Here is a 26,719-nt window from a genome sequence, read left to right on the forward strand (position 1 = left end):
TTCCAATCGGAACAAGCTGTTACTGTACGGTTCATAAAGCCCAAGCCGCCTGGATCGGATCCCTGACTTGAAGCGTCCCCTCCTTCTACTAATAAGTCTGGCCTTGAGCTTTTCCGCGAACGCGACCATTACCGAGAGCCACGGTTATGCGCAGTTCGGCACGCTCAAGTACCCGGCCAAATTCACCCACTTCGACTGGGTAAACCCCGCAGCGCCCAAGGGCGGCACCTTGCGGGTCATGGCGTTTGGCACGTTCGACACCCTCAACCCGTACACCTTCAAGGGTTCCAGCCCGGTTTCCACCGCCAATTTCCTGCAATATGGCGTCAACGAGCTCAATGAGCCGTTGATGGTCGGCACCGGCCAATATGCCCCTTCCGGCGATGAACCCACCTCCAGCTACGGCCTGATTGCCCAATCGGTGGAATACAGCGAGGACCGCAGCTGGGTGGTGTTCAACCTGCGCCCTGAAGCGCGGTTTCACGATGGCAAGCCGATCACCGCCTACGACGTGGCGTTTTCCTATCGCACGCTGCTGACCGAAGGCCACCCGCAGTACCGCACCAACCTGCAGGAAGTGGCCCGGGTCGACATTCTTAACCGGCATCGCATTCGTTTTGTGTTCAAGCGCGCCGGCAACCCGTTGCTGATCCTGCGCCTGGGCGAGCTACCGGTATTGCCCCAGCATTACTGGAAAAACCGCGATTTCAAGGCCACCACCTTCGAGCCGCCGCTGGGCAGTGGGCCTTACCGCATCAGCAAGGTCAGCCCCGGGCGACAACTGGTGTTCGAGCGGGTCAAGGATTACTGGGGCAAGGACCTGGCGGTCAACCGTGGTTTGTATAACTACGACAAGGTCGAGGTGGAGTTCTACCGCGACAGCGACGTGGCCTTCGAAGCGTTCAAGGCCGGCGAGTTCGATATCTATATCGAGCACCAGGCGAAGAACTGGGCCAACGGCTACAACTTCCCGGCGGTCAACCGCGGCGATGTGATCAAGGCGCAGATCGCCCACCAGATACCGACCCAGAGCCAGGGACTGTTCATGAACAGCCGGCGCCCGGCCTTCAGCCAGGCCAAGGTCCGCGAAGCCTTGGGGCTGATGTTCGATTTCGAGTGGACCAACCGCACCCTGTTCAGCGGCGCCTATAAACGCAGCCTCAGCTATTACCCCAACAGCGAATTCTCCGCCACCGGCGTGCCGACCGGTCATGAGTGGCTGATGCTGTCGCCCTATCGCGACCAACTGCCGGCCAACCTGTTTACCCAGCCCTTCAGCCTGCCCCAGACCGACGGTCGCGGCATTCCTCGCGACACGATGCGCCGCGCCCTCGCATTGTTGGCGGACGCCGGCTGGAAGCTGTCCGGGCAACGCTTGCTCAACAGTGACGGGCAGCCGCTGAGGCTGGAGATTCTGCTGGTGAACCCGAACCTGGAGCGCATCCTGCAGCCCTATGTCGAGAATCTGACAAGCATCGGCGTCGATGCCCGCTTGCGCACGGTAGACCGCGCACAGTACAAACAACGCCTCGATCAGTTCGACTTCGACATGATTCTGATGACCCTCAACCAGACCCTCAGCCCCGGCCTTGAGCAGTGGCAGTATTTCCACTCCAGCCAGGCGGGGATCAAGGGCAGCAAGAATTACGCAGGCATCGCCAACCCGGTGGTCGACCACCTGCTGGACCAACTGCTGGCGGCGCAAACCCGTGAAGAACAGTTGGCCGCCGGCCGGGCGCTGGACCGCGTCCTGCTGTGGCAGCACTACAGTATTCCCAACTGGTACCTCAACTATCATCGCCTGGCGTACCGCAACCGGTTCGCCTTCGTCACCACGCCGCCCTACAGCCTGGGCCTGAGCGCATGGTGGCTGAAAGCTTCGGAGAAAGCCCAATGATACCTTTGCGTACTGCGATCCTTGGCAGCCTGCTGTTTTGCGCCGCGGCCAATGCGGCCCCGCAACATGCCCTGACCCTCTACAACGAACCGCCCAAGTACCCCGCCGATTTCAAACACGTCGACTACGTAAATCCGGATGCCCCCAAGGGTGGTACCTTCCGCGTATCCAGCATGGGCAGCTTCGACAGCCTCAACCCATTCATCAGCAAGGGCGTGCCGGCAGATGATATCGGCCTGATCTACGACACCCTCGCCCAGCAAAGCCTGGACGAACCCATCACCGAATACGGGCTGGTGGCCGGCAAGATCGAAAAGGCCCCGGACAACAGCTGGGTGCGCTTCTACATTCGCCCCGAAGCGCGCTTCCACGACGGCCACCCGATCCGTGCCGAAGACGTGGTGTTCAGCTTCCAGACGCTGATGAAGGACGGCTCGCCGATCTTCAAGACCTACTACGCCGATGTCGACGAAGTGATCGCCGAAGACCCGCTGCGGGTGCTGTTCAAGTTCAAGCGCACCAACAACCGCGAACTGCCGCTGATCCTTGGGCAACTGACAGTGTTGCCCAAGCATTACTGGGAGGGCCGCGACTTCTCCAAGGGCAACCTGGAGATTCCGCTGGGCAGCGGCCCGTACAAGGTGGCCGAGGTCAAGGCCGGGCGTTCGATCCGCTACGAGCGGGTCAAGGACTACTGGGCCAAGGACCTGCCGATCAACAAGGGCTTCTACAACTTCGATAACCGGGTCACCGATTACTACCGCGACAACACCGTGGCCCTCGAAGCCCTCAAGGCCGGGCAGTTCGATTACTGGCTGGAAATCAGCGCGAAAAACTGGGCCAATGCCTACAACACCCCCGCCGTCACCCAGGGCCGCCTGATCAAGGAAGAAATTCCCAACGGCAACCCCACCGGCATGCAGGGCTTCGTGTTCAACACCCGCAAGCCGATGTTCCAGGACGTGCGAGTGCGCAAGGCCATCAGCCTGTTGCTGGACTTTGAATGGAGCAACAAGCAACTGTTCAACGGCGCCTACACCCGCAGCCGCAGTTATTTCGAAAACTCCGAGATGGCCGCCACCGGCCTGCCCGGCCCGGATGAGCTGGCGATTCTTGAACCGCTGCGGGACAAGATCCCGCCCCAGGTGTTTACCGAAGCCTTCGAGCCATCGAAGACCGACGCCAGCGGCATGATCCGCACCCAGCAGCGCGAGGCCTATCAACTGCTGCAAGAGGCCGGCTGGAAGATCGTCGACGACAAGATGGTCGACACCACCGGCAAGCCAGTGACCATCGAGTTCCTGCTGGCACAGACCGAGTTCGAACGCATCCTGTTGCCGTTCAAGCGTAACCTGGCAGACCTGGGGATCGACCTGGTGATTCGCCGGGTCGACATCTCGCAGTACATCAACCGCATCCGTTCCCGGGACTTCGACATGGTGGTGGGCAGCTTCCCGCAATCCTCATCGCCCGGTAACGAGCAGCGCGAGTACTGGAAGTCATCCAGCGCCGACAAGCCCGGCAGCCGCAACTACATCGGCCTGAAAGACCCGGCCATCGACCAGTTGGTGGAAGAACTCATCGACTCCGACTCGCGCAAGAGCCTGGTGGCCCACGCCAAGGCCCTGGACCGCGTGCTGCAGTTCGGCTACTACGTGATCCCCAACTGGCACATCAAGACCTTCCGCGTGGCGTATTGGGACCACCTCGGCCATCCGAAGGTCTCGCCACGGTATGACGTCGGCACCGCCACCTGGTGGAGCAAACCCGACGTGAAACCTGCGATAACCGTGGACACCAACCAGAGCGCCGATCCGGCGAGCGGGGGCGACTGAGATGCTGGCCTATATTTTTCGTCGACTGCTGCTGATCATCCCGACCCTGTTCGGCATTTTGCTGATCAACTTTGTGATCATCCAGGCCGCCCCGGGTGGCCCGGTGGAGCAGATGATCGCCAAGCTCGAAGGCTTTGAAGGCGCCACCAGCCGGATTGCCGGGGGCGGTGCCGAAGTCTCGGTGGCCGGTTCCAGCTACCGCGGCGCCCAGGGCCTGGACCCGGCGCTGGTGAAGGAAATCGAGAAGATGTACGGCTTTGACAAGTCGGCGCCGGAACGCTTGTGGATCATGGTCAAGAACTACGCCCGGCTGGATTTTGGCGACAGCTTCTTTCGCGATGCGAAGGTCATCGACCTGATCAAGGAAAAGATGCCGGTGTCCATCTCCCTCGGGTTGTGGAGCACCCTGATCATGTACCTGGTGTCGATCCCCCTGGGGATCGCCAAGGCTACGCGGCACGGCAGCCACTTCGACGTGTGGACCAGCTCGGCGATTATCGTCGGCTACGCGATCCCGGCGTTCCTGTTTGCGATCCTGCTGATCGTGGTGTTCGCCGGCGGCAGTTACTTCGACTGGTTTCCGTTACGCGGGCTCACGTCCAACAACTTTGATGAGTTGAGCTGGGGCGGCAAGGTCCTCGATTACTTCTGGCACCTTGCCCTGCCGGTGACCGCCCTGGTGATCGGCAACTTCGCCACCATGACGCTGCTGACCAAAAACAGCTTCCTCGACGAGATCAACAAGCAGTACGTGGTCACCGCCAAGGCCAAGGGCCTGACCAACCACCGCGTGCTGTACGGCCATGTGTTTCGCAACGCGATGCTGCTGGTGATTGCCGGCTTCCCGTCGGCCTTTATCGGCATCTTCTTCACCGGCTCGTTGCTGGTGGAAGTGATCTTCTCCCTCGACGGCCTGGGCCTGATGAGCTTTGAAGCGGCGATCAACCGCGACTACCCGGTGGTGTTCGGCACCCTGTTTATCTTCACCCTGCTGGGATTGGTGGTGAAGCTGATCGGCGACCTCACCTACACCCTGGTCGATCCGCGCATCGACTTCGCCAGCCGGGAGCATTGAGATGAATCTATCCCCCCTCAATCGTCGCCGGTTCGAGCGTTTCAAGGCCAACAAGCGTGGCTGGTGGTCGCTGTGGCTGTTTTTGATCCTGTTCGGCCTGAGCCTGGGCGCCGAGCTGATCGCCAACGACAAGCCGCTGGCGGTGCACTACGACGGCGACTGGTATTTCCCGGCGCTCAAGCGCTACCCCGAGACCACCTTCGGCGGCGAATTCCCGCTGGAAGCCAACTACAAGAGCCCGTATATCCAAGAGCTGCTCAAGGCCAAGGACGCGTGGACGTTGTGGGCGCCGATTCCGTACAGCTACCAGAGCATCAACTACGACCTGAAAGTTCCGGCCCCCGCCCCGCCGTCACGGGACAACCTGCTGGGCACCGATGACCAGGGCCGCGATGTGCTGGCGCGGGTGATCTACGGCTTCAGGATTTCCGTGCTGTTTGCCCTGACGCTCACCGTGCTCAGCTCGATCATCGGCGTGATCGCCGGCGCGTTGCAGGGCTTCTACGGTGGTTGGGTCGACCTGGCCGGCCAGCGTTTCCTGGAAATCTGGTCCGGCTTGCCGGTGCTGTACCTGTTGATCATCCTCGCCAGCTTCGTGCAACCCAACTTCTGGTGGCTGCTGGGGATCATGCTGCTGTTTTCCTGGATGAGCCTGGTTGACGTGGTGCGCGCCGAGTTCCTGCGCGGGCGTAACCTGGAATATGTGCGGGCGGCGCGGGCGCTGGGGATGCAGAACGGCGCGATCATGTTCCGCCATATCCTGCCCAACGCCATGGTCTCCACCATGACCTTCATGCCGTTCATCCTGACCGGGGCGATCGGCACCCTCACCGCGCTGGACTTCCTGGGTTTTGGCCTGCCGGCCGGCTCGCCGTCCCTGGGTGAACTGGTGGCCCAGGGCAAATCCAACCTGCAGGCGCCGTGGCTGGGCATGAGTGCGTTTGCCGTACTGGCGATCATGTTGAGTCTGCTGGTGTTTATCGGCGAGTCCGCTCGCGATGCCTTCGACCCGAGGAAATGAGATGAATCAGGACAATCTGATCGAAGTCCGCGACCTCTCCGTCGAGTTCGTCGTAGGCAACAGCCACCAGCGGGTGGTGAACAACGTCAGCTTCGATATCAAGCGCGGCGAAACCCTGGCACTGGTGGGCGAAAGCGGCTCGGGCAAGTCGGTCACGGCGCACTCGATATTGCGCCTGCTGCCCTACCCGCTGGCACGTCACCCGTCGGGCACGATCCAGTACGCCAACCACGATTTGCTGACCCTGAAGGAAAAGACCATCCGGCATATCCGCGGCAACCGGATTGCGATGATTTTCCAGGAGCCGATGACCTCGTTGAACCCGCTGCACTCCATCGAGAAGCAGATCAACGAAGTGCTCGGCCTGCACAAGGGGCTTACCGGCAAGGTGGCCACCAAACGCACCCTGGAGTTGCTGGAACTGGTGGGCATCCCCGAGCCCCACAAACGCCTCAAGGCGCTGCCCCATGAGCTGTCCGGCGGCCAGCGCCAGCGGGTGATGATCGCCATGGCCCTGGCCAATGAGCCGGAACTGCTGATCGCCGACGAACCGACCACGGCACTCGACGTCACCGTGCAGCTGAAGATCCTGGAGCTGCTCAAGGAATTGCAGGCGCGCCTGGGCATGGCCTTGCTGTTGATCAGCCACGACCTGAACCTGGTCAGGCGCATTGCCCACCGGGTATGTGTGATGCAAAAAGGCTGCATCGTCGAACAGGCCGAGTGCGAAACCCTGTTCCAGTCTCCCCGACATTCATACACCCAGGAGCTGCTGGCAGCGGAACCCAGCGGCGGTCCCGCCACCAATGAAGTCGGCCCACCGTTGCTGGAAGTCGATGACCTGAAGGTCTGGTTCCCGATCAAGAAAGGCTTCCTGCGCAATACCGTCGATTACGTCAAGGCGGTGGATGGCATCAACTTCAGCCTGCCCCAGGGCCAGACGTTGGGCATCGTCGGTGAAAGCGGCTCGGGCAAATCCACCCTGGGCCTGGCAATTTTGCGGCTGATTGCGAGCAAGGGTGGCATTCGCTTCGAAGGCCATCAGATGGACAAGCTCAGCCAGCAACAAGTGCGCCCGCTGCGCCGGGAAATGCAGGTGGTGTTCCAGGATCCGTTCGGCAGCCTGAGCCCGCGCATGTGCGTGAGCGAGATCGTCGGCGAAGGCCTGCGTATCCACAAGATGGGCACTGCCGCCGAGCAGGAAGCGGCGATTATCGCCGCGCTGAAGGAAGTGGGCCTGGACCCGGAAACCCGCAATCGCTACCCCCACGAATTTTCCGGCGGCCAACGCCAGCGCATCGCTATTGCCCGCGCTTTGGTGCTCAAGCCCCGGCTGATTTTGCTGGATGAACCGACCTCGGCCCTCGACCGTACCGTGCAGCGCCAGGTGGTGGAACTGCTGCGCAACCTGCAGGCCAAGTACAACCTGACCTACCTGTTCATCAGCCACGACCTGGCGGTGGTCAAGGCCTTGAGTCACCAACTGATGGTGGTAAAACACGGGCAGGCGGTTGAACAGGGAGATGCACCCGCGATCTTCGCCAACCCCCAGCATGCCTACACCCGGCAGCTGCTGGAGGCGGCGTTTTTGGTGCCCGGCCCCTAGCAGTAGAACCACCGTAGCAGCTGTCGAGCCCCAGCGAAGCGGCGGCTCGACAGCTGCTACGCCATTGGGTGTCAGAAATCGGTTGAGGCCGACAATTCACGCCAGGTGTCGGTCTCTTCCTTGACGTAGGCCAGCTTGTCCTCAATCGCCTGCAACGTGTCGGTGCCCAGGGCCAGGCGCATCGGCGGATGCGGCGCGTCCACCAGCTTGATCATGGCCACTGCCAGCAGCTCCGGGTTACCCGGTTGCTGCTGGTTGTAGACCTTGGCCAGCTTGCGCACCTCGCCGGACGTGGCGGCGTAGTCGTCGATGATCAGGGGCGACTCCACCAGGGAGTTGCCATCCAGGAAGTCGGTGCGGAAATAACCCGGCTCCACCACCGTCACCTTGACGCCCAAGGGTGCCAGCTCTGCGTGCAGCGCCTCGCTCAACCCTTCAACGGCAAACTTGGTCGAGCAGTACGTGCCGAATCCCGCACCCGAACGGAAGCCGCCCACCGACGAAATATTGATCACATGCCCGCTGCGCGCCTGGCGCATGAACGGCAATACACCGCGAGTGACATTGAGCAGCCCGAACACGTTGGTTTCATACAAGCGGCGAACCTCATCGGCAGACGCCTCCTCCACCGCGCCCAGCAGGCCAAAACCGGCATTGTTGACCAACACATCAATGCGCCCGAAGTGCTCAATGGCGGCACGGGCAACGTCGGCAGCCTGGGATTCGTCGGTCACGTCCAGCTGCACCGCCAGCAGCCCGGGTTGCTCGCCGAAGCGTTGGGTGACGGTATGGGCGTTGCGGGCCGTGGCCACCACCGCATCACCGTGGGCCAGTGCTGCCGCGACGATTTTCGCGCCGATGCCCCGGGAAGCCCCGGTTACCAGCCAAACACGCTTGAAGGAATGTGCCGTTGTCATGATCCGTACCTGATGGAGTGAATGTGAAGCCAAAGTACGCTGAGGCATTAGCCTGAAAAACCGTCTCGTGCTACAAGCACTCTGAAACAGAATTTCATAATGGCTGACTGATGAACCTTGATCCCTTCAATGGCTTGACCGAATTTCTCGCCGTGGCCGAACTGAAGAGCTTCACCCAGGCCGCTGCACGCCTCGGCGTAACACCGACGGCGGTCAGCCATGCGGTGAAGACCCTGGAGAAGCGCACGGGTGTGGTGCTGTTCCAGCGCACCACGCGCCGGGTGGCGCTGACCGAGGCCGGCATGACGCTTTACAGCCGCCTGCGCCCCGCCGCCGGGGAGATTGACGAAGCGCTGGCGGCCCTCAGTGGCTACCGCGACCGGCCCATGGGCACCCTGCGGCTGACGGTGCCAAGGTTGTCGGGCAAGTTGCTGATCGAGCCGTTGATCCCGCGTTTTCGCGAGGCCTTCCCCGATGTGGTGCTGGATATTTCCCTCGACGATGCCACGGTGGACCTGGTGACCGAGGGCTTCGACGCCGGTATTCGCCTGGGGGAATCCATCGACAAAGACATGGTTGCCGTGCGCCTGACCCCGGACCTGAACTGGTCGGTGGTGGGCTCTCCCGCCTACTTTGCCAAGGCCGGCAAGCCGACAACGCCGGAAGCGCTCACGACCCATCAAACCATCGGTTATCGCTTCCTGACCTCGGGCATGGCACACCGCTGGGAATTCGAGCGGGCGGGCCGGGAATTTACGGTCGGCGTTCAAGGCGGGTTGATCGTCAATGACCGCAACCTGATGATCGCCGCCGCGCGGGCCGGCCAGGGCCTGGCGTACGTGAGTGATTTCGAGGTCATGGAGGACCTGGCTTCAGGCGCACTGGAGCCCGTGCTGCAATCTTTCGTACCGCCAAGCAGCGGGCTGTACCTGTATTTCCCCGCCCGAACCCAGAGCCAACCGAAACTGCGGGCCTTTATCGACCTGGCCACCGCATGGATTGCCGAAAAGCGTGGGCGCTGACAGCGCCGCAAAAGCAAACCAATATCATTTGCGCAGTGCCCGGCCCTTTGGTTTAATCGCGACCAATTCTTATTTACGCCAAGGCTTCTGCGCCACATGGATACTGTGTCGACCCCGTCCACCTCGTTCAGCGACCTCTACGGCAATCACCATTCCTGGCTGCTGGGGCTGCTGCGCCGGCGCCTGAGCAATCGCTGGGATGCGGCGGACCTGGCCCATGACACCTTCATCCGGGTACTCAAGCGCCCGCCGGCCGGCGCCGATGAGACGCGGGAGCGCTCCTACCTGGCCACCATCGCCCGGGGGTTGTGCATTGATCACTGGCGTCGGCGCCAACTGGAACAAGCGTGGCTGCAAAGCCTCGCGGACCGGCCGCAAGCCCTGCAACCGTCGCCGGAGCAGCGGGCAATCATTGTCGAAACCCTGTACGAAGTGGACGCCATGCTCGCGCGGCTGCCCCACAAGGTGCGCGAAGCGTTCCTGCTGGCGCAGTTGCACGGTACGCCCTACAAGCAGATCGGCGAACAGCTCGGGGTAGGCGAACGGATGGTGAAAAAATACCTGGCCCAGGCGCTGCTGCATTGTGCGGTGCTGGAAGCCGAACTGGACGGGATGCTCGTGGAGTGAACAGCCCCGGAAAGCTCAGCCATGCCAGCCTTGAGCAAGCGGCCCAATGGTACGTACGCCTGCAGGATCAGCCAGAGGCTGCCCAGCACTGGCAGGCATGGCTCGGGCAAAGTCCGGAACACCAGGCCGCCTGGGGTTATGTAGAGCGGGTCAGCCAACGCTTTGCGCCGTTGGCCGAGCAATCCAACAGCGCCAGCCGTGCGTTGCGCAGCTCTCGGCGCCAGACGCTCAAGACCCTGCTGGTGCTGTGTGCCGGTTCAACGCTGGCCTGGGGCACCTGGCGCAACACCGCCCTGCCCCGGTTGGTGGGAGGCTGGAGTGCGGATTACGCAACCGCCGGCGGTGAAACCCGCGAAGCGCTGCTGGACGATGGCAGTCGCCTGTGGTTGAACGCCTTGAGCGCCCTGGATGTACGTTTTGACCGGGTCCAGCGCTTGCTGCTCCTGCGCTTCGGCGAAGTGCTGATCGAGACCGCCAAGGACCCGAACCGCCCGTTCCTGGTGGAGACCCAACAGGGCCGCCTGCGCGCCCTGGGCACCCGCTTCAGCGTGTTGCAGGACGGCGACAGCACCGTGCTCAATGTGTTTGAAGGTCGGGTCGAAGTGCGCACCGCCGCCAGCCAGCAACAACGAATCATCGAGGCCGGGCAACAAGTGGCCTTCACCCGCGATGGGTTCAATCTCCATTCACCCGCATCCGCCACCCGTGAGGCCTGGAGCCGTGGCGTACTGCTGGCCGACAACCTGCCGCTTGGCCAACTGGTCGCCGAACTCAATCGTTTTCGCCCCGGCCACCTGGGCTGTGATCCAGCCGTGGCGCAATTGCCGGTAATGGGTTCGTTCCCCCTCAAAGACAGCGACCACGCACTGCGCCTGCTACAGGCCGCGCTGCCGATTCAGGTCGACACGCTCATGCCCTGGTGGGTCACGGTCAGGCCCAAACACCCAGGCGCATAAAAACTTTCAGCCGTCAGTTCCCTTTTCCAAAACTCGTTCGGTAAACCCTGCAGATGCTTTCAATTCGCCGATCGATTTGATCCAAAGGGAATGTTCATGTCGCAACCCGCTCGCTTCACTTTGCGCCCGCTGGCGCTGGCCGTTACCGCTACCTTGCTGTGCCTGGGCGCGCTCGACGCGCAAGCCGCCGAGTCGCCGTCGACTCAGGAAACGGCCCGCCACTACACCATCGCCGCGGGTTCGTTGGTCAACGTGCTGAACAGCTTCGCCGAGCAGTCCGGGATCTTTTTCGCCGGCCACAACAGCCTGGCCAGCGGCAAAACCAGCCCCGGCCTCAACGGCAGCTACACCCCAGCCAGCGGTTTGCAACGGCTGTTGCAAGGCAGCGGCTTGCAGGCCGTGCCCCAGGGCAACAACGGCTACGTGCTGGAGTTGGTCCCGGCCAACACCGGCGCCCTGGAACTGGGCGCCACCACCATCTCCGGCGAAGGCCTGGGCGCCACCACCGAAGACACGCACTCGTACACTACCGGCGCCATGGCCTCGGCCACCGGCCTGGCGTTGTCGATGCGCGAGACGCCGCAGTCGGTAACAGTGATCACCCGCCAACAAATGGACGACCAAGGCTCCACCAGCATCGCCGACACCCTGCGCCGTGCACCGGGCGTGAGCGTGCAGAATTACGACAGCGAACGCTGGGAGTTTTCCAGCCGCGGCCTGCCGATCACCAACTTCCAGTACGACGGGGTCAACTCCACCTACGACGGCGTGTATGACTACGGCACCACCAGCACCGACATGGCGGTGTATGACCGCCTGGAAATCATCAAGGGCTCAGCCGGCCTGATGTCCGGCTCCGGCGATCCTTCGGCCACGGTCAACCTGATTCGCAAAAAGCCCACCCGGGACTTCAAGGCCTCGGTCACCCAGACCTTCGGCTCGTGGGACAACTACCGCACCGAAGGCGATATTTCCGGGCCTTTGACCGACTCCGGCAACGTGCGCGGGCGCTTCGTCGGCGTGTATCAGGATCGCCAGTCGTACCTGGACCACTACCAGAACACCAAGGATATCGCCTACGGCATCCTCGAAGCCGACCTGACGCCGGACACCCTGCTGACCTTCGGCGTCGACCAGCAGGACACCCGCTCCCGTGGCGCCAGCTGGACCGGCTTCCCGATGTACTTCAGCAACGGTTCACGCACCGACTTCTCGCGGTCCTTCAACCCGGCCGCCGACTGGAGCCGCCGCGACTTCCAGAACCAGACCCTGTTTGCCTCGGTGCAACAAAAGCTCGCGAACGACTGGTCGCTGAAAGTCAGCCTCGACCGCAAGCGCAGCCAACACGACACCCTGCTCGCCTCCGCCAGCGGCGGCAACCCGGACCCGGTCACGGGCAACGGGATGTACATGTTCATGGGCAAATACAAGGGTGACCAGGTGCAAAACACCCTGGACATCAACCTCAATGGCCCCTTCAGCCTGTTCGGGCGCGAGCATGAATTGATCATGGGCTTCATGGCCACCCGCTCGAAACAGGACGTGCCGGTGTACGGCTCGATCTACCCGCCCGTGGGCGGCAGCATTTACGACTGGCGCGGCGAATACCCGAAGCCTGACATTCCCCGCAGCGGCCAGAACGACATCGTGCAACGCCAGACCGGCGCGTACCTGGCCACGCGCTTGAAACCCACCGATGACCTGTCGGTGATCCTTGGCACCCGCGTCAGCAACTTCAGCGGCACCGACAACACCGACTTCTACGACCCGACCAAGGCCGACAACCGTTTCACCTACCGCCAGACCGGCGTCGTCACGCCCTATGCCGGTATCGTCTACGACCTGAATGACATCTGGTCGGTGTACACCAGCTACACCAAGATCTACAAACCGCAAAACAGCAAGGACGCCGACCGCAAGTTGCTCGATCCGATTGAAGGCGACACCTACGAAGCCGGGCTCAAGGCCGCTTTCTTCGACGGCCGCCTGAACGCCAGCTTCGCCGCATTCCGCATCGAACAGGACAACGTTGCGCAGTACGTTTCCGGGTTTGAGACCGACTCGGTGTATCGCCCGATTGCCGGCGCCACCACCAAGGGCTTTGAAGTCGAACTGGCCGGTGAAGTGCTGGACGGCTGGAACGTATCGGCGGGCTACACCTACCAGCACAGCCGTGACGCCAACGGCGATTACGTCTACGGCTCCGTGCTGCAAACCACCACGCCCCAGCAAGTGGTGCGGTTGTTCAACAGCTATCGCCTGCCCGGCGCCCTGGAGAACCTGACCGTGGGTGGCGGCGTGAATTGGCAGAGCGAGTTCTTCGGCAATGTGTTCCAGCCCGATCCCAACGACTCGGTGAATTTCGGACAAAACTCACGCATTATCCAGGACAGCTACTTCCTGGTGGACGTCATGGCGCGCTACCGCTTCAACGAGCACCTGAGCACCACGTTGAACGTGAAAAACCTGTTCGACAAAAAGTACTACACCGGCCTGGGCAACTTCGGTACCGGCTTCTACGGCGAGCCGCGCAGCCTGCAATTGGCGACCCGCTGGGATTTTTGAGCCCAAACGCCAGACTGCCGTAGCGCTTGCAACGGCAGTCGACTCGGGCTACCTCCCGTCAGGAAGGTACGTATGTTGTTCCTTCCGGGGCCATCCGAGGATGAGGACTCCGGTTGCCCATAAAACGTGGGCGACCCGCACGGAGCCGGACTGACATGGAAGATCTGCCCTTTCTCTCGCACTTGCTGAACTTGCTGACAGGCGCCGATGAGGCGCGAGCGGCGGCGAAGCAACCCCTTTCCCTGGCAGACACCATCAACGGCGTAGATCCGCGGATCGGTTTCCTGCGCAGAATGGAACCCGAAACCATGAAATGAAACGTTGCAGGCCGGTTTCTGTGTAATCATTCACTGCATTGTTTCCCGGTGAGACTTGTAGTGATGCGATCGCCCCTCGAACCGACTGCCCCGTCCTTCTGGCGCGACGAACGCCTGCCGTTCATTGAGGCTCGCACCATCGCCGACGGGCGGAAGGTCTGCTACACCCGCCACGCCCACGAGCACTTTTCCATCGGTGCGATCACGTCCGGGCAGAGCCTGTACATCCATGGGGCATCGACCTTCAAGATCAGCGCCGGCACCGTGGTCTTGATGAACCCCGGGGATGTCCACGCCTGCAACCCCATTGATGATCTGCCCTGGTCCTATCACATGCTGTATATCGATACGGCCTGGCTGACCGACCTGCAGCACCAGCTGGGTTTCAGCAAGGACCAGGACTTTCGACCGTTCACCGCCACCCACACCACGGATATCGCGCTGTACAGCGGGCTGAACGAGCTGTATGAGGTGCTGGTGGACAAGCACGCCGAACACCTGCACAAGCAGAGTGCGGTGGTGAGTTTTTTCACCGAGGTGCAGCAGCGCCTCAATCCTTCGACAACCCCGGTGCGTGAGGTCAATCACAAACTGGAACGCGCCGCCGACTATATTCGCGAGCATTGCACCGAGGCCCTGAAGCTCGAAGACATTTGCCAGGCGGCTGAACTGTCGCCGTCGTACCTGATTCGTGCGTTCAAGCAGTATTACGGCATGACGCCCCACGCGTTTCTGGTCAATCGCCGTATTCAGTTTGCCCGCACCCAGTTGCGCAGCGGCCAGTTGATCGCCGACGTCGCACTGGCGGCCGGCTTTTCTGATCAGGCGCATTTCCAGCGCACGTTCAAACAGCACCTGGCGGCAACGCCCGGGCAATATCGCGGCTGACTCAGGCCAGCAGCAGATACCCCACGCTGGCCACCAACAAGGCGGCCATCGAGCGATTGAACAGGCGCATGCCCTGGGGATTGCTCAGGTAGCGGCGCAGGAACGTCCCGGCGTACGCCCAGCACGCCACCGACAAGTAGCAAATCACCAGGTAGATCGTCGCAAACAGCCAGACTTGCTGCGCATCGCCATCGGCGACAAACAGCCCCATGCCTGCCACACACGCCAGCCAGGCCTTGGGGTTGAGCCACTGCATGATCGCGCCGTAGAGCATCGAGGGCGCCGTGGCCGTGCCTTCAGCGTCCAGGCGCCCATTGTCCACGGCCAGTTTCCAGGCCATGTACAACAGGAAGGCCACCCCGCCCCATTGAATAAACTGCGTCAGCAGCGGCCAGCGCACCAGCACCTCATGCAGCCCCAGGCCAATCAGCACCAGCAGCAAGGTGAATCCCAACGCGGCCCCGGCCACATGCTTCTGGCTGGCGGCAAACCCAAAGCGCGCGCCTGAACTGAGGGCCACCACATTCACCGGTCCCGGGGTGATGGACGTGGCCAGGGCGAAGGCGGCCATGGAAATGATCAAGCTCATTGCAGTTCCTTTTTGTTGTGCGGGTACGGACTGAACCTTAAGGGGAAGACGGATCACGGTATTGAAGAAAATGCCCCTGCCGGGAATGACCGAAAAAACCACCAGTTGAAACCTTTAGCTCACCCGCTGCAAAAGACAAATTTATTCCATTGATATAACTGTATTTTTCTCTTTCCAAAGGGCGTTTTTGATAGGAAAAAATGCGTGTTTCCCAAGGCAGACACGGTGCTAGAGTCGAGCGCACATCTGGCCGGATGACCTCAACCTGCTCACAAAAAAGGAATCGCCATGTCACGTCGCTTATTGGCAGCTGCCTGCCTGTTGCTGTCCCTCTCCGGGGTTCAGGCCGCGGAACGCTGGGAAACCCTTCCGCCCACCCCGGCGCCGATTGCGGGGGCCAAGACCGGCTATGCCGCCGTCAATGGCATCAAGGTCTACTACACCAAGACCGGGCATGGTTCGCCGGTGATCCTGCTGCACGGTGGCCTGTCCAATTCCGATTACTGGGGCAACCAGGTCAAGGCGCTGGCCGCCAAACACACGGTCATCAGCCTCGACAGCCGTGGCCACGGGCGCAGTTCCCGGGACGAGAACCCCTTCGGTTACGACTTGATGGCCGATGACGTGGTCGCCGTACTCGACAGCCTGAAAATCCCCCGCGCCGATATCGTCGGCTGGAGCGACGGCGCAATCATCGGTATCGATCTTGCCCTGCGCCATCCCGACCGTATTGGCAAGGTGTTTGCCTTTGCCGCCAACACCCAGACCTCCGGGGTCAAGGATGGCGTAGAGAAAAACCCGACCTTCGCCGCCTTCATCGAGCGCGCCGGCCAGGAGTACGCCAGGCACTCGCCGACGCCAAAAGAGTACGACGCCTTCGTCGAGCAGATCAGCCATATGTGGGCCAGCCAACCCAACTGGACCGACGCGCAACTGGCGTCCATCAAGACTCCGATCCTGATTGTCGACGGCGACCACGATGAGGCGATCAAGCGAGAACACACCGAATACATCGCGGCGACCATTCCGGGAGCGGGCCTGCTGATTCTGCCGAACACCAGCCACTTCGCATTCCTGCAGGACCCGACGCTGTTCAATGCCGCGCTGCTGGACTTCCTGGACAGCAAATAGCCCCGCCTACTCTCCTGTCATCCGCTCCAGGCTGTTGCTCAAGTGCAACAGCATGGCGGCCCGGGCCGCGTCCGGGTCCTGGCGGCGGATGGCTTTCAGGATCGCCTCGTGCTCAAGGTTCGCCAGGCGCCCCAGCTCCATCAGGTCCGCGTCGCCGCGTTCCTCGGCATTGATCCGGGTGCGTGGGATTACCGAGTGGCCCAGGTGATAAATCACGTCGGTGAAATAGGTGTTGCCGGTGGCCTGGGCGATCAGGCGATGGAAGCGCACGTCAGGCTCAACGGCACTGTCGTTATTGGCCAGTGAATCCTGGTAATCATCCAGTGCCTGGCGCATCTGCTGCAGTTGTTCATCGGTACGGCGCAAGGCTGCCAGGGCGGCTGCCTGGGTTTCCAGGCCCATGCGCAGTTCAAGAATGCCGCGCACGCTGGCCGCGGTGTCGTGGGTCAGGTGCAGGCCGTGGCGCTCGTCGCGCTCCAGCACAAAGGTGCCGACACCGTGGCGGGTTTCCACCAGCCCGGCGGCCTGCAATTTGGAAAGCGCTTCGCGCACCACCGTGCGACTGACGCCGTACTCGCCCACGATAGCGGACTCGGATGGCAGCTTCTCACCCGGCGCCATCTGTCCCAGGAGAATCTGCTGGGTCAACGCGGTGACGATGTCGTGGGCAAGGCCCGGGGAGCGCTTGCGATGAGGTGCCGAGCTGGGGTTTTGCATCAGGAATTCCGTTCAGGGGCGCCTGGCAATACTAGCATTCTTGCAAGCCCTTACTTGTATGACAACAAACAAATACCTGTAGGAGCGAGCCTGCTCGCGAAAAAACCCGTCGCAGCGCAAACATTGCACCAAACCTCGTAATCGTTGACGATTTTCGCGAGCAAGCTCGCTCCTACAGAGGGTTGCCATCTCTGAAATTGCAGTTGTATGATGTCTATCAAGTTGTCAGACATCTCTGACAACCCAAATACGTCCCCGCACAACAATAATCAGTGGGAGTTTGACCCGTGACCCCTTCCAGCCCTGCGACAGCTGCGCCTGCCACCGACCCGGTCCTGGCCCGCGCGATCAAGAAGGTGAAGAGCCATGTGCTCCCACTGTTCGTGATCATGTTCATCGTCAACTACATCGACCGCGTCAACATCGGCTTTGTGCGTACCCATATGGAGCACGACCTGGGCATTGGTGCGGCCGCCTACGGCTTCGGCGCCGGGTTGTTTTTCATCGGCTACGCGCTGTTCGAAGTGCCGTCCAACATGCTCCTGCAAAAAGTCGGCGCGCGCATCTGGCTGACCCGCATCATGTTCACCTGGGGCATCACCGCCACATTGATGGCCTTCATCCAGAACGAAACCCACTTCTACATCCTGCGCTTTCTGCTGGGCGTGGCCGAAGCCGGCTTCTTTCCCGGGGTGATCTACTACTTCACCCGCTGGCTGCCCGGCGTCGAACGCGGCAAGGCGATTGCAATCTTCCTCAGCGGCTCGGCCCTCGCCTCGCTGATCTCCGGCCCCTTGTCCGGCGTGCTGCTGCAAATCACCGGGCTGGGCCTGCATGGCTGGCAGTGGATGTACATCATCGAAGGCATGGCGTCGGTGCTGCTGTGCTTTTTCGTGTGGTTCTGGCTGGACTCCAAGCCCCACGACGCCAAGTGGCTCAGCCTTGAAGAAAAGGATGCGCTGGTGGGCGAGATCGACCGCGAACAGCGCGAGCGTGACGCCGCCACCACGGTCAAGCCGACCCTGGGCAAGCTGCTCAAGGACCGTCAGATCATGCTGTTCTGCGCCCTGTATTTCTGCATCCAACTGACGATCTATGCCGCCACTTTCTGGTTGCCGAGCATCATTAAAAAGATGGGCGACCTGAGCGACATCCAGGTGGGTTTCTACAACTCCATCCCGTGGTTGATCTCGATCATCGCGATGTACGCCTTCGCGGCACTGGCGGGCAGATTCAAGTTCCAGCAAGCCTGGGTCGCTGCGGCACTGTTGATCGCCGCCGTGGGCATGTTCCTCTCCACTACCGGCGGGCCGATCTTTGCCTTTATCGCCATCTGCTTCGCGGCGATCGGCTTCAAGTCGGCGTCCTCGCTGTTCTGGCCGATTCCCCAGGGTTACCTGGATGCACGCATCGCCGCAGCGGTGATCGCATTGATCAACTCCATCGGCAACCTCGGCGGGTTTGTCGCGCCCACCACCTTTGGTTTCCTGGAACAGACCACCGGCTCGATCCAGGGCGGTTTGTATGGCCTGGCGGGCACTTCGATCCTTGCGGCCATCCTGGTGTTTTTCGCCAGGACACTGCCCGGCCCGACCACCAGCAGCGTGCTGCAACCCGCACCCGTCTTGAGCAAATAAGGACTACACGATGAACACAGAACACCAGCACCACGCCAACAGCGCCCCGGTCGTGACCGGCCTGCAAGTCATCCCGGTGGCCGGTCACGACAGCATGCTGCTCAACCTCAGCGGTGCCCACGGGCCGTTTTTCACGCGCAACATCGTGATCCTTACCGACAGCGCCGGCAGTACCGGCGTCGGTGAGGTACCCGGCGGCGAACGCATCCGCGAGACCCTGGAAGACGCCCGCAGCCTGGTGATCGGCAAGCCCATCGGCCAGTACCAGAGCATTCTCAATGCCATGCGCCAGACCTTCGCCGCGCGGGATTCGGCGGGCCGGGGTTTGCAGACGTTTGACCTGCGCATCACCATCCATGCCGTCACGGCGATGGAAGCGGCACTCCTGGATTTGCTCGGCCAATTCCTCGAAGTCCCGGTGGCGGCCCTTCTCGGCGAAGGCCAGCAGCGCGACGCGGTGAAGATGCTCGGCTACCTGTTCTACATCGGTGATCGCCAGCAAACCGACCTGGCCTATCGCAGCGAAGGCGATGCCGAAGACTGGTTCCGCCTGCGTCATGAAAAGGCCATGACGCCCGAAGCCATCGTGCGTCTGGCAGAGGCGGCCAAGGCGCAATACGGCTTCAATGACTTCAAGCTCAAAGGCGGCGTACTGCGCGGCGGCGACGAAATCGAGGCGGTGACTGCACTGGCCGAACGCTTCCCCGATGCGCGCATCACCCTGGACCCCAACGGCGCCTGGTCACTGAAAGAAGCCATCGCCCTGTGCCGCGACCAGCATCATGTGCTGGCCTATGCTGAAGACCCTTGCGGCGCGGAAAACGGTTACTCCGGGCGCGAAGTCATGGCCGAATTCCGCCGTGCCACCGGGCTGCCCACCGCCACCAACATGATCGCCACCGACTGGCGGGAAATGGGGCATGCGATCCAGTTGCAGTCCGTGGATATTCCCCTGGCCGACCCGCACTTCTGGACCATGCAGGGCTCGGTGCGCGTGGCGCAGATGTGCCACGAATGGGGCCTGACCTGGGGCTCGCACTCCAATAATCACTTCGACATTTCCCTGGCGATGTTCACTCAGGTGGCCGCCGCCGCGCCGGGGGAAATCACGGCCATCGACACCCACTGGATCTGGCAGGACGGCCAGCGGTTGACCAAGGCTCCGCTGAAGATTGTCGACGGCCACATCAAGGTGCCGGCCAAACCGGGCCTGGGCGTGGACATCGACATGGACGCCGTGGCCCACGCCCATGAACTGTACAAAGGCATGGGCCTGGGTGCGCGCAATGACAGCGTGGCGATGCAGTTCATGATTCCGGGCTGGACGTTCGATAACAAGCGGCCGTGCCTGGTGCGCTGACCTCAGTTGAAGATCATCGAAAAGTGCGCGCCCACCCCGGCGCGCACACCCTCGCCGACCGCCAGCGCCACCGAGCCGCCGGCCAGGTTGGCATCGCCGCAGGCAAACACACCGGGCACGGTGGTCTGGCGCGTCTCGTTGGTCAGCAGGTAGGGCCCGGTCGGCCCTTCGACAAACTCACAGCCCAACTGCTCGGCCAATGGGCTGGCCATGCGCGTACGGGACAGGGTGAAAATACCGTCCAGCGCGATCATCCGCCCGTCTGCCAATTCCACATCCGCCCGCTCACCGACAATCCGCCGCACCGCCGAGCTTTCGACGCTGACCCCGCGCCGATCCAGTTGCGCCTGCTGCTCGGCATCCGGCACAAATGCGCCGTTGGTAAAGAGCGTGGTGGTGCCCCAGTCCGGCAGCAGCATCGCGTGATGCATGGCCAGTGGCGACGTCGCCAGCACGCCGATGCGGCCTTGATCCAGTTCATAGCCGTGGCAATACGGGCAATGGAACACATGCTTGCCCCAGCGCTCCTTCAACCCCTCGACCTCGGGTAACTCATCCACCACGCCGGCAGCGAGAATCAAGCGTTTAGCGTTGAACTCACCGTTGCAACGGGTTTGCACCACGAAGCCATCCTGGTTTCGAATCGCTTCAACGGCGGTGTCCTGCACCCAGGTCACCGTCGGATATTCCATCAACTGCCCTCGCCCTTCGGCAGCGATCAGCTCCGGCGGCTGGCCATCCTGGCTGAGGAAACCGTGGGAAGTGGCCGCAAACCGGTTGCGCCGCTGCCCGGCGTCAATCACCAGCACCTTGCGCCGAGCCCGCGCCAGTTGCAGCCCGGCGGACATTCCAGCGTAGCTGCCGCCGACGATAATAACGTCGTAAACCATGAAGATGACCTCTCTGGTGGCCCTTGCATCGGTTGCCGGGCACTCACGACACACCATAAGTTACATAAAAATACCTCGTCAAGCGTCTCGCAACTCCAATCGTTACGAACGATACTTTCGGGCAGGAAATCCAGAGGCTTGCAGATGAGAAACGACACCCGGCTTTCGCGCATGCTCCATGTGCTGATCCACATGGGCCGCCACGAGGAACGCGCCACCTCGGAGACCATCGCGCAGATGCTTGGTACCAACGCGGTGGTGGTACGCCGCACCCTGGGCCTGCTCAAGGAGAAAGGTTATGTGCGTTCGGAAAAAGGCCATCAGGGCGGCTGGATGCTGGGCAAGCCGCTGAGTGAAATCACCCTGCTGGACATCCACAATGCCCTTGGCACGTCGTCGATCTTTGCCGTCGGCCTGTCCACCGATCATCCGCAATGCCTGGTGGAACAGGCCGTCAATGCGGCGCTGAACCAGGCGTTTGACGATGCCCAGGCGTTGCTGCTGCAGCGTTTGGGAGAGGTGACGCTGGCACAGTTGGCGGATGATTTTGACGAGCGCTATCGGGTGGCGATAACGCCCGCACCCTGTGCGTGATGCACGCGACGCCCTAAGCGCCGCCTACCGAGCGCCACGCTGCCTCGGCCAGGGTTTCCCGGTACACCCGAGGGCTGCTGGCCGAGCGCCCGGCCAGCCAGGCACGGCAGTAGCTGTCGGCCTGGCCGATGATCAGTGATGGCAAGAGTTCGGCGGGCACCTGGCTGAGCTGATCACCCCGTCCAGGCAGCACCATCCATTCCTTCAGCAACGCGTTGCGCGCCTGGTTGCGGCTTTCCAGTTCAGCGGCGAACGGGCCCTTGGTCACCGCGAAATGCGCGTGGTACTGGAAGCGCGCCCACTGCGGTTCGCTGTCCACCCAATCGACATAGCTGTGGACCAGTGCGTACACCCCCTCCTTCGCTGTTTTGGCCGATTCAAGGTAGCGCCCACGCAATTCGGCCTGATCCTCCAGCGCGGTAAAAAACAGCGCGGCGACCAGGCCTTCCTTGTTGCCGAAGTGATGATAAATGGCGCCGACGCTGGTATCGCAGCGCGCGCGGATCATCTCGATGGTGGTGGCTTCAAGGCCCTGCTCGTTGAACAGGTCCAGGGCTGCCTTGAAAATATCGCGCTTCAATTCGGCCCTTCGGCCAGGGAAGCAACGCTGAAGCAGATCCGGGGTTTGCATGCTGAACAGGAACTCGGTCAGTGAAGAAGAACAAGCCCGGGCAGCTTGACAGATTTCCCATGGGCAGAATACTGTTCCGCTACAGAACATTATTCTGTAACGGAACAATATTCCGTAAAATTCATTTAATCAGCGAGGCAGCACCATGAGTCAGGCCCTGAGCATGTTCAACAGCGTTGGCCCCGAAGCGTTCAGCAAACTGGCGTGCCAGATGGCGCCCTACTTCAGCACCATCAATCCGTTGATGACCCAGTTGCGTCCGGGGTTTGCCTCGGTGGAAGTGCCGTTCAGCAAGGCCATCACCAACCACCTGGGCACGGTGCATGCCATTGCCATGTGCAACGCTGCGGAGTTGGCGGCGGGTACCATGACGGACGTTTCCGTGCCGGCGGGTGCGCGGTGGATTCCCAAGGGGATGACGGTGGAGTATCTGGCCAAGGCCAAGAGCAGCGTGACGGCGACGGCCAATGGCGAAGGTATCGACTGGCAAACGGCGGGTGACAAGGTGGTGCCGGTGGAGATGCTGGATGCGGAGGGGAAATTGGTGTTTACCGCGCGGATTATCATGAATGTGAAATTGGGGTGATGGGGTTGGGGGCATATCCGTTGCTGCGGTTATGGCCGCTATTGGGTTGCGCTCTCACAGCGGCCTACAAGCCGGCTTGAGTGGGGTGAAGCAACCGCAAAATCAAAGGCGGACACGGTCCAAATGTGGGAGCGGGCTTGCTCGCGAAGGTCGTTAACGATGACGTGGGTATCCTGATTCAACGTGGCGCTCTCAGGTTTTTCGCGAGCAAGCCCGCTCCCACATAAAGCGGCGGAGGCAGCTCCCTTTACTTACTTTGGGCTGGGCCGGCATTCCGGCTTTTCCAAAGTGACTCGCTGTAAGAGCGAAACCATAAGTCGCCGTTACCCAAATAACGGATATACCCCCTCCAAAAAGCTACCCCCCACAATTCCCACCAATCACCTCCCCCGCAAACGCCTTACGCACAAACGGCGTCGAGTCCACGAGCGAACCATTGACCGTAGCGGAGTGATCCAGCTCAGGATAAAAATGCCATTCAATCCGGTCCCCGACCTTGCACGCATCCCTGACCAGCGCCTTTTGCCCAGGCACAAACACATCCTGATCCCGCCCCCCCGTACCGACAAAAACCGGAATATCCGTCTTCAACGTCGGATACGCCGACTCACGATAAACCTTGTCGAGCGCCTCTTTCGGCGACCGCTTGAAACTGTCATTGAAGCTGAGCCCATCAGCCATCACCCGCTGCTCAATGGCATGCAAACAATCCCGCCGGCTGCTCTCAAACGCAGGCACTGCACGCTCGCTCAAGTAATCCGCAGCCACAAACCCAGGATCAAACAACGTGACAGTACTCAGCCGCAGCAAGTTATAGGCAAAGGTCGGCACCACCGAACTGCGGGCCTTTTCCAACTCGGCACTGTCTCCCGTTTTATGGGTGGCCGCGTAAGGCGTACCGGTCGCCACCACCCCCACGATATCCAACTCGGGCGCATAGTCTTTCGCATAGACCGCCGTAGCAAACGCAGCACGGCCACCCTGTGACTGCCCGAACACCACCACACGTTTGGAGAGTTCGAAACCACCCGCCCCTACCGCGCGAATGCTGTCGAGCACCCCATAGGCCAGCGGACTGGTCAGCCCATACGGATGCAGGCCAGGCGTCCCAAGCCCCTGGTAATCGGTAGCGACAATCGCGTAGCCCTGAGCCAGCCAATAATTGAGATAGCGCGTATCCCGAGGGCTGCGACCGGCGAACGACGGCGCGCAGATATCGGCACTCCCCACCGTGCCGTGGGCCCACGCCATCAGCGGCCAGCCACCCGGCGGCGGTGTGCCCTTGGGCAGGAACAGCGCACCGGAAACGACAATCCGTTTATGGGTATCGAGACCGTCGGTGGACGTGTACAGGATGCGAATATTCTGCCCCGCCTCGGCCAGGCTTTGCTGTTCGGTCAACGGCTCGCTGCGCAGCATCCGCCCGGGTGACGCGGGCACCTTGTCCGCCCAGGTATAGAACGCGGGAACACCACCATCACCGACGGGTGTTTGCGCAGCGCTCACACCACTGCATCCCGCCAGCAATACCGCCAGCGCAAGCGATAACCGACGCGACATCACCAGCCCTCTTTCAACATCCGCAATTCAAGGTACTGCAACAACATGATGGTCTTGCCGTCGACGATCTCGGCACTGTCCACCATGGCCAGGGCCTCCTCGAATCCCAACTCCAGCACTTCGATATCCTCACCTTCATCCTCCAGCCCGCCGCCATCACTGACTCGGTCGCCAGGCTGATATTCGCCGATGAAAAAGTGAATGCGCTCGGTCACCGAGCCCGGGCTCATGAAGGCCGAATAGATCTTTTCTACATGGCCCACACGGTAGCCCGTCTCTTCTTCCGCCTCCAGGCGAATGCGTTCCTCGGGGCTGGCGTTGTCCAGCAGGCCGGCGGCAGACTCGATCAGGTAACCGTGGTAGCCGTTAACGTAGGTAGGCATGCGGAACTGGCGAATCAGCAACACCGTGCGCCGCTCGCGGTTGTACAGCAGGATCGTCGCGCCATTGCCCCGGTCATAGATCTCCCGGGTCTGGGACTGCCAACTGCCGTCGCGGCGGCGCAGGTCAAAGGTGTACTTTTTCAGCACATACCAATTATCCGAGAGCAGTTCTTCGGCGTGGATGCGGACGGGACTGTTTTCCATGGCAGGACCTTTTTGTCTTGTGTTATTCAGCATGTCGTGCAAAATCGTGCACAGTCAAGAAAAAACGTGCAGGAAGCTTCCGATGCTGACCCAACAACGTAAACAACACCTGCTGGATACGCTGCGCCGCGACGGCCGGCTGATTGCCAAGGAGTTGAGCCAGGCACTGGAGGTTTCCGAGGACACGATTCGGCGTGACCTGCGGGAAATGGCCAAGGAAGGTTTGCTGCTGCGGGTGCACGGCGGCGCCTTGCCGGCATCCCCCGCGATGGCTGATTTTTCGGTACGGGAACACTTGGTACCCGAGGAAAAAATCGCCATTGGCCGGACGGCTGCACAACTTGTGCAGCCCGGCCAAGTGGTGTTTATCGATGGCGGTACTACGTGCCTGCAACTGGCCCATCACTTGCCGGCGGACCTGAATGCCACCGTGGTCACCCACAGCCCGTCGATTGCCATGGCCCTGGTGGATCATCCGCAGATTGAAGTGATCATGCTCGGCGGGCGGCTGTTTCGCCACTCACTGGTGGGGGTGGGGGCGGCCACGCTGGAGGCTATCGGCCGGGTCAATGCCGACCTGTATTTCATGGGGGTGTGCAGCGTGCACCCGAATGCCGGCCTGTCTACCGGCGATTATGAAGAGGCAGTGGTCAAGCGCGCGTTGTGTCACGCGGCCGCAGAAACCATCGTGCTGGCCACCTCGGAAAAGCTCAACACCGCGTCGCCCTACCAGGTGGTGGAGCTTACACACGTCAGCGCGATCGTCGCATTGGCCAGTACGCCGCGTGCCCTGCTGCAACCCTACGAAGCTCAGGGCCTGACGCTTTACCTGGCGTGACCGTCAACAGTCCTTGATGGCTTGCCATGACGCGGCGACTTGCGCAGCGTCCGAGGCGTTGACCCGCGCCAGGTCAACCGGATACTCGACCCCCGGATTTTCAGCGAACCGCGTGGCGGTGAACTGGCCGTTGCTGGCACGCAGGATATAGCCGCTGTCCTGGCACGCAGCCGAAGCCAGGAAGATCACCCCAGGCGTGACCCATTCCGGCTTGAGGTTGTGCGGCTCGCCGGTCACGCCCCACATGCGGGTCTTGGCCACGGGTGAGATGGCATTGACCAGGATCCCGGCCTCCGCCCCTTCCCCGCTCAAGGCATTCATGATCCGCAGTTGCGCCATCTTCCCCGCGCTGTAGGCCGCCAGGCCGGGCTGGACGTAGCGCGTGTACATCGCACGGTCGGAGGTGGTCAGCACAATGCGGGGTGCGGCAGATCGCGTGAGGTGCTGCCACGCGTGTTTGCACAGCCAGATCGGTGCATAGACATTGACGTCCATGGCCCGTCGGATGAAAGCCTCGTCGGCGGCCTCGATGGGCTGATAGCCGACCCAGCCAGCATTGTGGATCAGGATATCGAGCTGCCCGAAATGCGTGATGGCGCACTCGATCAGCGCTCGACACCCCGCTTCGCCGGACAGGTCACCCGCGTGGCCAACCACCCGCAGGCCTTCACCCTGCAGCGCCAGCGCGGCCGCCTGTACCACCTGGGGATCAGCCCCATCGCCGAGGGTGTCGGCACCGATATCACTGATTACCACCTGCGCGCCGAGTCGCGCCAACTCGCGCGCATAGCTGAACCCCAAGCCACGGGCGGCACCGGTCACGATTGCGGTTTTACCTGTAAAGTCCATCGTCGCGTTCTCCTGATAGGCACT

Annotated in this window: 25 protein-coding genes; 17 read left to right on the plus strand and 8 right to left on the minus strand. The window is 61.7% G+C overall.

Features of this window, described 5'->3' with window-relative positions; all coding sequences use genetic code 11:
• Window positions 1-67 precede the first annotated feature (67 nt).
• Genes HX807_RS07695 through HX807_RS07715 form a run of 5 tightly spaced genes read left to right on the plus strand, consistent with a single transcriptional unit; the run spans window position 68 to window position 7,434 of the window.
• Complete coding sequence (locus tag HX807_RS07695; RefSeq protein WP_008435204.1) at window positions 68-1,897, plus strand: extracellular solute-binding protein; 1,830 nt, start codon at window positions 68-70, stop codon at window positions 1,895-1,897.
• A complete protein-coding gene (locus HX807_RS07700; RefSeq protein WP_134326414.1) occupies window positions 1,894-3,732 on the plus strand; it encodes an extracellular solute-binding protein in 1,839 nt (612 codons plus the stop codon). The genes HX807_RS07695 and HX807_RS07700 overlap by 4 nt, the downstream gene beginning before the upstream one ends.
• Window position 3,733: 1 nt before the next feature.
• Window positions 3,734-4,807, plus strand: a complete 1,074-nt coding sequence (locus tag HX807_RS07705) for a microcin C ABC transporter permease YejB (RefSeq protein WP_008435207.1) — start codon at window positions 3,734-3,736, stop codon at window positions 4,805-4,807.
• Window position 4,808: 1 nt separating this feature from the next.
• On the plus strand, window positions 4,809-5,828 hold the full coding sequence (locus tag HX807_RS07710; RefSeq protein ID WP_008435209.1) for an ABC transporter permease: 1,020 nt from the start codon (window positions 4,809-4,811) through the stop codon (window positions 5,826-5,828).
• A gap of 1 nt (window position 5,829) precedes the next feature.
• Window positions 5,830-7,434 (plus strand): ABC transporter ATP-binding protein, encoded by a 1,605-nt coding sequence (locus HX807_RS07715; RefSeq protein ID WP_134326412.1) that lies wholly within the window; start codon window positions 5,830-5,832, stop codon window positions 7,432-7,434.
• Window positions 7,435-7,505: 71 nt separating this feature from the next.
• On the opposite strand, the gene HX807_RS07720 is transcribed toward HX807_RS07715, so the two are convergent.
• Entirely contained in the window at window positions 7,506-8,351 is an 846-nt protein-coding gene (locus tag HX807_RS07720; protein WP_134326411.1) for an oxidoreductase, read from the minus strand.
• A gap of 110 nt (window positions 8,352-8,461) precedes the next feature.
• Between HX807_RS07720 and HX807_RS07725 the strand changes: the two genes are divergently transcribed.
• From HX807_RS07725 to HX807_RS07750, 6 genes are all read left to right on the plus strand, one after another.
• On the plus strand, window positions 8,462-9,373 hold the full coding sequence (locus HX807_RS07725; RefSeq protein ID WP_134326410.1) for a LysR family transcriptional regulator: 912 nt from the start codon (window positions 8,462-8,464) through the stop codon (window positions 9,371-9,373).
• 96 nt (window positions 9,374-9,469) lie between these two features.
• On the plus strand, window positions 9,470-10,000 hold the full coding sequence (locus HX807_RS07730; RefSeq protein WP_134326409.1) for a sigma-70 family RNA polymerase sigma factor: 531 nt from the start codon (window positions 9,470-9,472) through the stop codon (window positions 9,998-10,000).
• Window positions 9,997-10,956 carry a FecR domain-containing protein gene (locus HX807_RS07735; protein WP_177049670.1) on the plus strand — a complete coding sequence of 320 codons (960 nt, stop codon included), beginning with the start codon at window positions 9,997-9,999 and terminating at the stop codon, window positions 10,954-10,956. The genes HX807_RS07730 and HX807_RS07735 overlap by 4 nt, the downstream gene beginning before the upstream one ends.
• A gap of 96 nt (window positions 10,957-11,052) precedes the next feature.
• Complete coding sequence (locus HX807_RS07740) at window positions 11,053-13,521, plus strand: TonB-dependent receptor (RefSeq protein ID WP_166742160.1); 2,469 nt, start codon at window positions 11,053-11,055, stop codon at window positions 13,519-13,521.
• 155 nt (window positions 13,522-13,676) lie between these two features.
• Complete coding sequence (locus HX807_RS07745; protein ID WP_166742159.1) at window positions 13,677-13,838, plus strand: hypothetical protein; 162 nt, start codon at window positions 13,677-13,679, stop codon at window positions 13,836-13,838.
• Between the two features lie 63 nt (window positions 13,839-13,901).
• Window positions 13,902-14,726: an AraC family transcriptional regulator gene (locus HX807_RS07750; protein WP_102605656.1), complete on the plus strand. Its 825-nt coding sequence runs from the start codon at window positions 13,902-13,904 to the stop codon at window positions 14,724-14,726.
• 1 nt (window position 14,727) lies between these two features.
• Here the strand turns inward: HX807_RS07750 and HX807_RS07755 are convergent, their stop codons facing one another.
• On the minus strand, window positions 14,728-15,315 hold the full coding sequence (locus tag HX807_RS07755) for a LysE family translocator (protein ID WP_102605655.1): 588 nt from the start codon (window positions 15,313-15,315) through the stop codon (window positions 14,728-14,730).
• A gap of 288 nt (window positions 15,316-15,603) precedes the next feature.
• On the opposite strand from HX807_RS07755, the gene HX807_RS07760 reads away from it, so the two are divergent.
• Complete coding sequence (locus tag HX807_RS07760) at window positions 15,604-16,446, plus strand: alpha/beta fold hydrolase (RefSeq protein WP_134326405.1); 843 nt, start codon at window positions 15,604-15,606, stop codon at window positions 16,444-16,446.
• 6 nt (window positions 16,447-16,452) lie between these two features.
• Here HX807_RS07760 and HX807_RS07765 read toward each other — a convergent pair whose 3' ends face one another.
• Window positions 16,453-17,163 carry a FadR/GntR family transcriptional regulator gene (locus tag HX807_RS07765; protein WP_008435219.1) on the minus strand — a complete coding sequence of 237 codons (711 nt, stop codon included), beginning with the start codon at window positions 17,161-17,163 and terminating at the stop codon, window positions 16,453-16,455.
• A gap of 287 nt (window positions 17,164-17,450) precedes the next feature.
• Between HX807_RS07765 and HX807_RS07770 the strand changes: the two genes are divergently transcribed.
• Complete coding sequence (locus HX807_RS07770) at window positions 17,451-18,800, plus strand: MFS transporter (protein ID WP_134326404.1); 1,350 nt, start codon at window positions 17,451-17,453, stop codon at window positions 18,798-18,800.
• Window positions 18,801-18,810: 10 nt separating this feature from the next.
• Window positions 18,811-20,160 carry a glucarate dehydratase gene (gudD, locus tag HX807_RS07775; RefSeq protein WP_177049672.1) on the plus strand — a complete coding sequence of 450 codons (1,350 nt, stop codon included), beginning with the start codon at window positions 18,811-18,813 and terminating at the stop codon, window positions 20,158-20,160.
• Between the two features lie 2 nt (window positions 20,161-20,162).
• Here the strand turns inward: gudD and HX807_RS07780 are convergent, their stop codons facing one another.
• Window positions 20,163-21,050, minus strand: coding sequence for an NAD(P)/FAD-dependent oxidoreductase (locus HX807_RS07780; protein WP_134326402.1), 888 nt, complete (start codon window positions 21,048-21,050; stop codon window positions 20,163-20,165).
• 144 nt (window positions 21,051-21,194) lie between these two features.
• Here HX807_RS07780 and HX807_RS07785 point away from each other — a divergent pair, with 144 nt between their 5' ends.
• A complete protein-coding gene (locus HX807_RS07785; RefSeq protein ID WP_008435227.1) occupies window positions 21,195-21,644 on the plus strand; it encodes an Rrf2 family transcriptional regulator in 450 nt (149 codons plus the stop codon).
• A 13-nt stretch (window positions 21,645-21,657) separates the two neighbouring features.
• On the opposite strand, the gene HX807_RS07790 is transcribed toward HX807_RS07785, so the two are convergent.
• On the minus strand, window positions 21,658-22,275 hold the full coding sequence (locus tag HX807_RS07790; RefSeq protein ID WP_032899370.1) for a TetR/AcrR family transcriptional regulator: 618 nt from the start codon (window positions 22,273-22,275) through the stop codon (window positions 21,658-21,660).
• Between the two features lie 145 nt (window positions 22,276-22,420).
• On the opposite strand from HX807_RS07790, the gene HX807_RS07795 reads away from it, so the two are divergent.
• Window positions 22,421-22,861 carry a hotdog fold domain-containing protein gene (locus tag HX807_RS07795; RefSeq protein ID WP_008435232.1) on the plus strand — a complete coding sequence of 147 codons (441 nt, stop codon included), beginning with the start codon at window positions 22,421-22,423 and terminating at the stop codon, window positions 22,859-22,861.
• Between the two features lie 357 nt (window positions 22,862-23,218).
• On the opposite strand, the gene HX807_RS07800 is transcribed toward HX807_RS07795, so the two are convergent.
• Together HX807_RS07800 and nudK are read right to left on the minus strand one after the other, a co-directional pair.
• Complete coding sequence (locus HX807_RS07800) at window positions 23,219-24,421, minus strand: lipase family protein (protein ID WP_177021979.1); 1,203 nt, start codon at window positions 24,419-24,421, stop codon at window positions 23,219-23,221.
• Complete coding sequence (nudK, locus tag HX807_RS07805) at window positions 24,421-25,008, minus strand: GDP-mannose pyrophosphatase NudK (protein ID WP_087692406.1); 588 nt, start codon at window positions 25,006-25,008, stop codon at window positions 24,421-24,423. Before nudK ends, HX807_RS07800 begins: the two co-directional genes overlap by 1 nt.
• A gap of 82 nt (window positions 25,009-25,090) precedes the next feature.
• Here nudK and HX807_RS07810 point away from each other — a divergent pair, with 82 nt between their 5' ends.
• Window positions 25,091-25,846, plus strand: coding sequence for a DeoR/GlpR family DNA-binding transcription regulator (locus HX807_RS07810; RefSeq protein WP_134326399.1), 756 nt, complete (start codon window positions 25,091-25,093; stop codon window positions 25,844-25,846).
• Window positions 25,847-25,849: 3 nt separating this feature from the next.
• Here the strand turns inward: HX807_RS07810 and HX807_RS07815 are convergent, their stop codons facing one another.
• Window positions 25,850-26,695 carry an SDR family NAD(P)-dependent oxidoreductase gene (locus tag HX807_RS07815; RefSeq protein ID WP_177049674.1) on the minus strand — a complete coding sequence of 282 codons (846 nt, stop codon included), beginning with the start codon at window positions 26,693-26,695 and terminating at the stop codon, window positions 25,850-25,852.
• Window positions 26,696-26,719: the final 24 nt, after the last annotated feature.

The sequence above is a fragment of the Pseudomonas sp. D8002 genome (assembly GCF_013385695.1).
Taxonomy (GTDB): domain Bacteria; phylum Pseudomonadota; class Gammaproteobacteria; order Pseudomonadales; family Pseudomonadaceae; genus Aquipseudomonas.

Bases quoted from the DNA above. Each gene is read 5' to 3' on its own strand.
- HX807_RS07700 (WP_134326414.1), top strand. From the start codon at position 1,894: ATGATACCTTTGCGTACTGCGATCCTTGGCAGCCTGCTGTTTTGCGCC.
- HX807_RS07705 (WP_008435207.1), top strand. From the start codon at position 3,734: ATGCTGGCCTATATTTTTCGTCGACTGCTGCTGATCATCCCGACCCTG.
- HX807_RS07710 (WP_008435209.1), top strand. From the start codon at position 4,809: ATGAATCTATCCCCCCTCAATCGTCGCCGGTTCGAGCGTTTCAAGGCC.
- HX807_RS07715 (WP_134326412.1), top strand. From the start codon at position 5,830: ATGAATCAGGACAATCTGATCGAAGTCCGCGACCTCTCCGTCGAGTTC.
- HX807_RS07720 (WP_134326411.1), bottom strand. From the start codon at position 8,351: ATGACAACGGCACATTCCTTCAAGCGTGTTTGGCTGGTAACCGGGGCT.
- HX807_RS07725 (WP_134326410.1), top strand. From the start codon at position 8,462: ATGAACCTTGATCCCTTCAATGGCTTGACCGAATTTCTCGCCGTGGCC.
- HX807_RS07730 (WP_134326409.1), top strand. From the start codon at position 9,470: ATGGATACTGTGTCGACCCCGTCCACCTCGTTCAGCGACCTCTACGGC.
- HX807_RS07740 (WP_166742160.1), top strand. From the start codon at position 11,053: ATGTCGCAACCCGCTCGCTTCACTTTGCGCCCGCTGGCGCTGGCCGTT.
- HX807_RS07745 (WP_166742159.1), top strand. From the start codon at position 13,677: ATGGAAGATCTGCCCTTTCTCTCGCACTTGCTGAACTTGCTGACAGGC.
- HX807_RS07750 (WP_102605656.1), top strand. From the start codon at position 13,902: ATGCGATCGCCCCTCGAACCGACTGCCCCGTCCTTCTGGCGCGACGAA.
- HX807_RS07755 (WP_102605655.1), bottom strand. From the start codon at position 15,315: ATGAGCTTGATCATTTCCATGGCCGCCTTCGCCCTGGCCACGTCCATC.
- HX807_RS07760 (WP_134326405.1), top strand. From the start codon at position 15,604: ATGTCACGTCGCTTATTGGCAGCTGCCTGCCTGTTGCTGTCCCTCTCC.
- HX807_RS07765 (WP_008435219.1), bottom strand. From the start codon at position 17,163: ATGCAAAACCCCAGCTCGGCACCTCATCGCAAGCGCTCCCCGGGCCTT.
- gudD (WP_177049672.1), top strand. From the start codon at position 18,811: ATGAACACAGAACACCAGCACCACGCCAACAGCGCCCCGGTCGTGACC.
- HX807_RS07780 (WP_134326402.1), bottom strand. From the start codon at position 21,050: ATGGTTTACGACGTTATTATCGTCGGCGGCAGCTACGCTGGAATGTCC.
- HX807_RS07785 (WP_008435227.1), top strand. From the start codon at position 21,195: ATGAGAAACGACACCCGGCTTTCGCGCATGCTCCATGTGCTGATCCAC.
- HX807_RS07790 (WP_032899370.1), bottom strand. From the start codon at position 22,275: ATGCAAACCCCGGATCTGCTTCAGCGTTGCTTCCCTGGCCGAAGGGCC.
- HX807_RS07795 (WP_008435232.1), top strand. From the start codon at position 22,421: ATGAGTCAGGCCCTGAGCATGTTCAACAGCGTTGGCCCCGAAGCGTTC.
- HX807_RS07800 (WP_177021979.1), bottom strand. From the start codon at position 24,421: ATGTCGCGTCGGTTATCGCTTGCGCTGGCGGTATTGCTGGCGGGATGC.
- nudK (WP_087692406.1), bottom strand. From the start codon at position 25,008: ATGGAAAACAGTCCCGTCCGCATCCACGCCGAAGAACTGCTCTCGGAT.
- HX807_RS07810 (WP_134326399.1), top strand. From the start codon at position 25,091: ATGCTGACCCAACAACGTAAACAACACCTGCTGGATACGCTGCGCCGC.
- HX807_RS07815 (WP_177049674.1), bottom strand. From the start codon at position 26,695: ATGGACTTTACAGGTAAAACCGCAATCGTGACCGGTGCCGCCCGTGGC.